The organism is Halomonas sp. (assembly GCF_033549285.1).
Classification (GTDB): Bacteria; Pseudomonadota; Gammaproteobacteria; order Pseudomonadales; family Halomonadaceae; genus Halomonas.
Genome location: NZ_JAWSUJ010000141.1, coordinates 1 through 7,522, shown reverse-complemented (window position 1 = coordinate 7,522; position 7,522 = coordinate 1). Strand labels below are relative to the sequence as shown.

Sequence of the window (7,522 nt, the reverse complement as noted above, 5' to 3'; positions counted from 1 at the left end):
TTCTCACGGTGGCGGCGAGAACACCGCCAATGCCGTATCGGTTCCTGAAGATGGCTGACTGTTATGCGTAATCAGGTTATTCTTTTCCTCCAAGCTACGGGCCTCATAAGTTAGCTCAATCCAATTTTTTTTAGTTTCTTCAAATACGCTAGAAAGCTTGCCTTTATTTCTTTTATCCAGCAGCTCATGAAAACTAAAATCCCACGATATTTCGTGTGAGTCCCAATCCTTTTTAGCAATCTCCACTAACCTAGTAGAGTCAGATTCGACAGGAGTAAATGGAAGCTTAGAAACTTGTCCGACCTCAAGCCCTATCGTGGGGGAAAGTGCCTCTAGATAATAAGGAGCAACCTTGGAGTTCAAATATACTCCTAAGTTGTTAAGCAATTGATCTTCACCATATATTGCAGGACCTTTATGGCCCAGGATGAATCCTTCTGGGCAGAACCTAAAAGCAGTGCTTTTTCCTGATATTAAGGTCCATGTCAAAGCCTTTTGGAAATAAAAGCCTCTGTTTATGACGCGGCCGTTTGACTTAACTCTGGCGCCGGGTGTATTATCAATATATGAGCAAACTTCCTCTCCATTGTTAATGAAATTTACTACATATTGATTGTTCCCATACCACTTTTTGAAGTCTCCTCCTTTCAAAAATGGAAACCATTTTTTTCCCGATTCATATGCTTGCTCGCTATTTTTAGAAAAAAACTCAATGTTAGATGCACTAACTTCGGGCCAGTGCCTAAGGAACTTTTCGTCGTTTGTAGTTGCCATGCCCTGTCGAGGTGATGAAATACTACCAACCAAATTCGATTGTTTGAATACTTTTACAGTATCGACAGGCAGCCAATATGCTACCGGGCATCCAGGAATATTATTGAAATCGTCCGGCTTGGCCTCGTAGAACCAACCGCACTCGCGGTTCTGAATGGCTTCCCGTAGCGAGTCTTTTTTCTCTGCTTCAGACTTACCTTCTACTAGTCGTAAATAAGAACCCACATAGCCGGGCTTAGCGAATTTCTCCATCACAAAGGCTGTGGCTGAAACCACCTCCCCGCTGATACTATCGAACGCCCTTCCACCAAGGTGCGCCATTGTGATGATAGTTGTCTGCTTCAGAAGCCATTCACGAAATTTTTCATAGCTGGATAGGAACATCCACGACTGCATATTGATCTGGGCATTGTAGCCCTGCGGGGCCAGCAGACTGAATGCATGCTCCATAAAAATGGCAAATAAGTCAGACTTGCTGTTGGGGTATGCTTGTTTGGCATAATCCTTCAGCGCCTTGTTCATTCCCTTATTGCCCATATAGGGAGGGTTGGCAATCACCGCATCGTAGCGCAGTGCCAGTATCCACGCCTGCTGCACAACCGCCATCAACTGCCGGGCAGCCGTCTTCTGCATGGTATCGCCGCTGTCGGCGAGCTCAGTTATCTCCTCCAGGAAGGTCTTGAGAGGTGCTTCAAAACTGTTGGGCACCTCAATCAGCGAGCCGAAGGTCTTGGCGTCCTGGAAGCGATCGATCAAGTCGACGATGGCCTTGTAGGTGTTGTCGTTGCTGGAGAGCTCTTTCTGCTCACTCTCGAACAGGCTCTGGGATTGGCCCTGGTGCCAGCTGCCGGTGAGGTTGAGATCGCGCCACAAGGTACGGACATCCAGGTGCTGGGTGCTCTGCAGGGCCATCACGTTGAGGCGGATGCCACGGCTGAAGATCCGGCGGTCGTCTTCCCGGGCCTTCATCAGCAGCGCGAAGCCGGCGAGCTGGGCGGCGCGGTCGTCGATATCCAGGCCGAACAGGTTGTTCTCCAGGACCAGCTTGGGAATGTCTCGGGAGCGGTAGCCGCGCTCCTCGTAGATGGCCTTCAGCACGTTGTAGGCCTCGACCAGGATATGGCCGGAGCCACAGGCGGGGTCGAGCACCTTGATCGTCTCGGGATCGATGCTCGCCGGGGTGATGGCGTCCAGCTGGGCCTGCACCTCGGGCTCCTGCTCGGCGGGCTCGATGTAGTACGGCATCTCGCCCTTGAGGAGGGAGTGCGGGTAGGTCTGCAACCACTGGCGCCCCACGGAGTTCTGGACCAGGTACTGAACGATCCAGTTGGGGGTGAACAGCTGGGTGGCGGCGGGAATGTCCTCGCTCTTCACCACCTTGCCGATCACCTGGTCCTTCTTCTCGGCAATGTAGAACTGGTAGAGCCAGCCGATCACCTCGACGTCCTGCCAGTCCTCCTCGGGAATCGCTTCCACCAGCTCGCGGATCAGCGAGTCGGTCTTGGTCAGGTTGTCGGGCAGGAGCAGCTCGCTGGCGTCGTCCAGCGGCTCGAACAGGAACGGCATGGCCTCATGCAGGGCGTGGCACTGGGCCAGCAGCAGCTCGCGGTAGAGGGCCTCGTCATGGGTGCCGTCGAGCTTCAGCTCGTGGACGCGGGCGGTATCCAGCCCGGGCAGATCGATCTCCAGGCAGTCATCGAGGATCTGGAAGCCGCCCGCGTGGTCTGGGTGGGAGAGCACCTGCCGGCCATGATCCAGATAGCCCTTGAGCTCCATGAAGCGGATCGCACACAGGCGGTTGAACCAGCTGTAGGCCGCCTGCTCCATGGCTTGCTCGAAGCCCAGCTGGTTCACCCACTTGGCCAGCGCCTCGCGGGGGCCGCGCAGCGCCTTGGGAAAACTGTGGGTCTGGCCATCCAGGGCGCTGATCAGCATCACGTCGCCACGCACTTCCGCGGGCGCGATATGGCCCTTGGTGATGCCGTAGCGCGCGGCCTGGCGGGTCATGGTCTCGATGAAGCGGGTACGCGCCTTGGGGGCGTACTTCTTGATGTTCCCTGTGTTCATGCTGGATTCCTGATCGTGCGGGTTGCCGTGGGGCAAATGGAGCGTGGCGGCCCCGTGCTCTGAGAGACGGGGCTGCCCGGTATAGCAGCGGCTTAGCGGATGCGAATGCGCTTGTTGGCCTGGATGGCGTCATCGAGCTCGCGCTTGAGCGCGTCAAGGAAGGCATCGACTTCCTGCTGGCTCTCCAGGTAGACCCCTTCATGGGTGCGGCTGAGCACCTGGCTGACGCTGACGTTGGCCACCGGCTTGGGTGCGGCGACTCGGGTGGGCACCGGCTCACGCACTTCACCGGTCAGTGTGCCGGTATCACCGCTGCCGTCGCCCTGTGATGAGCCGCCCTCGCCAGCGGGCTTGGCATCAGGATCCGGTTTGCCGCCGTTATCAACCTTCTCGCGGGCGAGGCGCTGGCGTTCGGCTTCGACTTCCTGTTCGCGGTGGAGCTCGTCAAGGCTCTCCTGCTCGCGATCATTGGCGGTATCACCCTGCAGCAGGTAGATCTGGGCGATGCTGAGTGCGGCTTCGATATCCTGCTTGAGCAGCTGCAGGGGGCGCAGCAGGCGGTTACTGAGCTCCGGGGTGCCGATGCCGCTCTTGACGATCTCGGCGCTGACCCGGGCGATGCGCTTGTCGATCAGGCCGATGGCGTGTTCGCGCTTCTGCTCCAGCAGCTGGGTATTGGTCTCGTCGACGGTCTGGATTAGCCCGGCGACCTTCTGCAGCATGGCGTAGGGCGCTTCAGACGCGTAGATGCGGTCCAGCTCGGCCAGGGCTGTCTTCGCCTCGGGCTCCTTCTCCAGCGCCGGGCGGTTGGGGGCGAAGCGGGTCAGCGCCTGGTCGAGCTGCTTCCAGGTGGTGAGCTGCTTGGTGAAGAACTCGTGGAGGTCGCGGTACTCCTCTTCGAGATCGAGGAGATCTTCCTGCTGGTCGGCCACCGCCGTGAAGAAGTCAAAGCTGTCGTCGATGCGCAGCAGGCGCTCGACCTCCTTGAGGGTGCTGTCGATGGCGGCACGGCCCGGGAAGCGGCCCACCTCGGTCTTGCTGCGGTAGGCCTCCAGGTCTTTTTTCCAGGTGCTGAACTGATAGACGTAGAAGGCGTAGAGCTCGGTCTCGCTGGAGGGCCCGAGCTTGGTGAAAAGGTCCTTGGTGAGGTTGCGCACCTGGCGCAGCACGGCGTCATCGGTCTGGCGCTTCTTCTGGATGCGTACCTCGCTGCGCCGCCGGCTGTTGTTGAGTAGCTCGAAGGCCTCCTTGCCGGGCAGCGCCGGGCCGGCGGTGTGGAAGGTGAGTCTTCCTGCGGCATACAGCCGTCCGAGGATCAGCAGGGTCTCCTCCACCGGCCAGCCGAAGGGGCGGTTGTTGAAGCGCTCCAGCAGCGGGTTGAGGGGCACCGGCTCGCCGCCGTGCAGGCTGATGTACTGCTCCACCTCGCGCACCGCCTGGGGGTTGCCTTCCTCGCCGTCGAGTTCGATGGCCTGCTGACCGATGTCGTCGGCGGTCATCACGGCGACAAGCTCGCGCATGGGGTCGGGGGTGAGCACCTGCAGGTAGCCGAGCTTGCTGTAGGTATTCTCCAGCAGGTACTGGCAGGCGTCGTCGAGGCGGGTGCTCAGATTGCTGCAGTTGATGTCGAGCTTCTGGCCCAGGGCGTAGACATCGGCATCCAGCAGCATGTCCTCCAGGCGAACTAGCAAGTGCTTGCGACGCTCCTGGTTCTCCCGACCGCGGTCGGCCAGGATACGCTCCACGCTGCTATCGCCGGAGGCGGCATTCAGGCGGATGTACTTCTCGGTCTTGAGGTAGGTGCGCAGGTCGTCGAAGAAGGCCTTGTTGTCGCCCAGGCGGATCAGCACCTGGCCCTGGTTCTCATTGCTGCGGTGGATGCAGCCCGCTTCGCCGTTCTGGACCGAGTAGCTCTGGACGTAATCGATATCCAGCGGCGAGACCACCTCGACGCGCAGCTGACTCTGGAAGCGGCCGTCGATGGTGTGGCCGTCCAGATAGCGGCCGATGGTGTAGTCGGTTTTGTTGAGGGGGTAGCGGTACTTGTTGCGGTCGCGCAGGCGGTCCTTGTAGATCATCTCGGCCAACAGCTTGTTCTCGTCACTGCTGGTGATCTCGGTGGCCTTGATCTTGCGCGTGATGTCGCGCTCCTCGTTGGTGAGGAACAGGTACTCCTCGCCGTTGCGGGTGACCAGGCTCTCCTTCTCCAGCCGCGCCAGGGTGCCTTCCAGACGCTCGCGGATTGCCAGGCGGTCGTCGTCGATGCGAGTGATGGAGAGCGTGACCAGGTTGTCGAGGGTGCCCTTGACCAGATCCACATAGCGGATCATGAACAGGGTGCGCAGGATCTCGACGTCGAAGTCATCCAGCGCGACGTTCTCGCTAGCCTGGTCGATGGTGCGCTTCACTGCGGTATCGAGGAAGCCCTCCACTGCGCGGTAGAAGCTGTGCATCGGTACCAGGGCACCGACCTCCTGGTCGCCCACCGCCTTGGCGGCCATCTGGAAGGCGTCGAGCATGGAACGCTCGCCGTAGGCCAGATGCGCCCCGGTGGCGCCGACCTTGCGGATCTCCTCGAAGACCTTCTGGACCAGCTGGAAGTGATACGGCACGAAGGGGTAGTTGGCGACGAAGCTCTCCACGCCGTCGACGTTCTTGAGCGTGGGGCCGGAGCGGTCGAAGGTGAGCTGGTTGCGCAGCACTGCACCCTTGGCCTCGAACACCTGGGCCAGCTCGCCGCTGGCCTCCGGGGTCTTGGCCAGCAGGCGCTTGCGGATCACCTCGTCGGAGTTGGAGCTCGACAGCGACAGGCGGGTCTTGAAGCGCCCGGCGATCTTGGAGAAGTCGTTGGCCTTGGCGGCGGTCATCTCGCCGAGCACGGCGTCCATGTCAGCCTGGGAGGTGACCACGATCCAGGCGCGGCCACCGCAGATGGTGCCGAGGTTCTCGGTCAGCGTCTGCAGGGTCAGCATCAGGCGGGTGTTGCTGCCGATGAACTGACCCACCTCATCCACCATGAAGACGATGCGCTGGGTCGGGGACTTGGCGTCCAGGTACTCCTTTACCCAGCGGCAGAAGTTCTCCACTGAAACGCTGAAGGTCTCCTCGGAATCCTCGAACCACTTGTGGGCCGCCTCCGGGGAGAGATCCAGCGCCTGGCTGATCGCCTGCTCGATGTCGTCCTGATAGAACTGGAAGCCGTCGCGCTCCTCTTCCCAGACCATACCGCTGGCCTCCTGGAAGGCCGCCTTGAAGTGCTCCAGCACGCCGCGCTGGGCCAGGTGGCGCTCCATGTGGGCGATATGCGGGTGATCGCCGCTGAAGCCCTGGTACTCGTTGAACACCCGCAGGAAGACGTTGAGGATCGGGTTGCCGCCGTCGTTGGAGCTCGCCTTGCTGTCGATGTTGAACAGGATGACATCGGCCGGCTGCTGTACCGCCTTGGTGACGTCGGCGCGGATCATCGGATCGTGGAGCTTGTGCTCGTCGAAGAACTCGGCGGCGCGGCGGTGGTTGCCGGCCTCATCCTCGGCCTCGATGTTGGCCAAGAGGTACGAGAGCGCCTTGAGGAAGTGCGACTTACCTGAGCCGAAGAAGCCCGAGATCCACACCCCGACCCGGTTGGCGATGGAGGGATCACTGAGCGGCGTGGCGTAGGACTCGAAGAAGGCACGGAAGTGCTTCTCCAGCTCGTTGGTCACCACGTACTCGTCGAGCTCCTGGTAGACCGTCTCGCGGTCCTTCTGGTCGGCCTTCACCACGCCATTGATGGGTCGGTTCAAGGGTTTCTGGAAGAGGTCCTGGATACGCATGTCCAATCGATTCCTTAACGGGCAACGCCTCGCTCCCGTGGCGGGGCAAGGCGGTCAACAAAGCGGGTACCAGCGCAGCACGGCTGCCGGCTGGCCATCAGATCGAGAGTTCCCTAAGGACTGACTGCGTCGGGCGCCCATGCGTCACGGCACGAGAGAAAACGCCCGGTAGTAGTGGTTACTGGCGATCTGGTTGAAGAGGGTCAGGCTCTGGCCGTCATAGCGGCCAGGATAGAAGAGCACCAACGGCTTGTGGCCGAGCCTGCCGTGCAGCGCATTGAGCAAACTGTGGGCACGCATCACCGGCCAGACGCTACCCACGCCTGACAGAAGAATGATATCGGGGTCGTCCGACAGCGCGTGTCGGATAAGGAAGGGGGCGAACTTGTCCATGTGCAGCGGGCCGCGCAGCGCCTTGAGCAGCGCCGCATCGCCCTTGGTCTGCTGCATGGCGATGGCCTTGTCGAGAAAGCCACGCTCATGGAGATAGTCGCGCAGCATGCGCAGCAGGTTGACGTGGTCGACCGTCAGCTCGCTGTGCTGACGGGACAGTACCCCTTCCAGGAAGGTGAGGTACTCACGAACCTGCAGCTCGTGCTCGGGGGGATAGTCGAAGATCCAGAAGCCGATCTCGTTGCCCAGCCCCTGGCCGGAGAGGAAGGCCTCGCTGGTGATCTTCTCGGCGATCTGGTTGAGGCGATCCTTCAGATGAGGATCTTCGCGGTGGGACGGCCCCTGCGTGAGCGGTGACATACGGCTCTCATCCTTGCGTCCGGTGTCGTTCTTTTCGTTACCTGATTACGCATAACAGTCAGCCATCTTCAGGAACCGATACGGCATTGGCGGTGTTCTCGCCGCCACCGTGAGAA

Annotated in this window: 2 protein-coding genes and 1 pseudogene; all 3 read right to left on the bottom strand. The window is 60.1% G+C overall.

Annotated elements, in window-relative coordinates:
• Positions 1-120: 120 nt before the first annotated feature.
• Positions 121-2,781 (bottom strand): annotated as a pseudogene (gene pglX / locus SCI24_RS19920) (BREX-1 system adenine-specific DNA-methyltransferase PglX); the annotation flags it as partial.
• A gap of 152 nt (positions 2,782-2,933) precedes the next feature.
• Positions 2,934-6,653 (bottom strand): BREX system P-loop protein BrxC, encoded by a 3,720-nt coding sequence (gene brxC / locus SCI24_RS19915; protein WP_318727036.1) that lies wholly within the window; start codon positions 6,651-6,653, stop codon positions 2,934-2,936.
• A gap of 144 nt (positions 6,654-6,797) precedes the next feature.
• Positions 6,798-7,406 (bottom strand): DUF1788 domain-containing protein, encoded by a 609-nt coding sequence (locus tag SCI24_RS19910; RefSeq protein WP_318727035.1) that lies wholly within the window; start codon positions 7,404-7,406, stop codon positions 6,798-6,800.
• Between the last annotated feature and the right edge of the window lie 116 nt (positions 7,407-7,522).

Coding starts and splice junctions, on each gene's coding strand:
- brxC (WP_318727036.1), bottom strand. CDS start 6,653: ATGCGTATCCAGGACCTCTTCCAGAAACCCTTGAACCGACCCATCAAT.
- SCI24_RS19910 (WP_318727035.1), bottom strand. CDS start 7,406: ATGTCACCGCTCACGCAGGGGCCGTCCCACCGCGAAGATCCTCATCTG.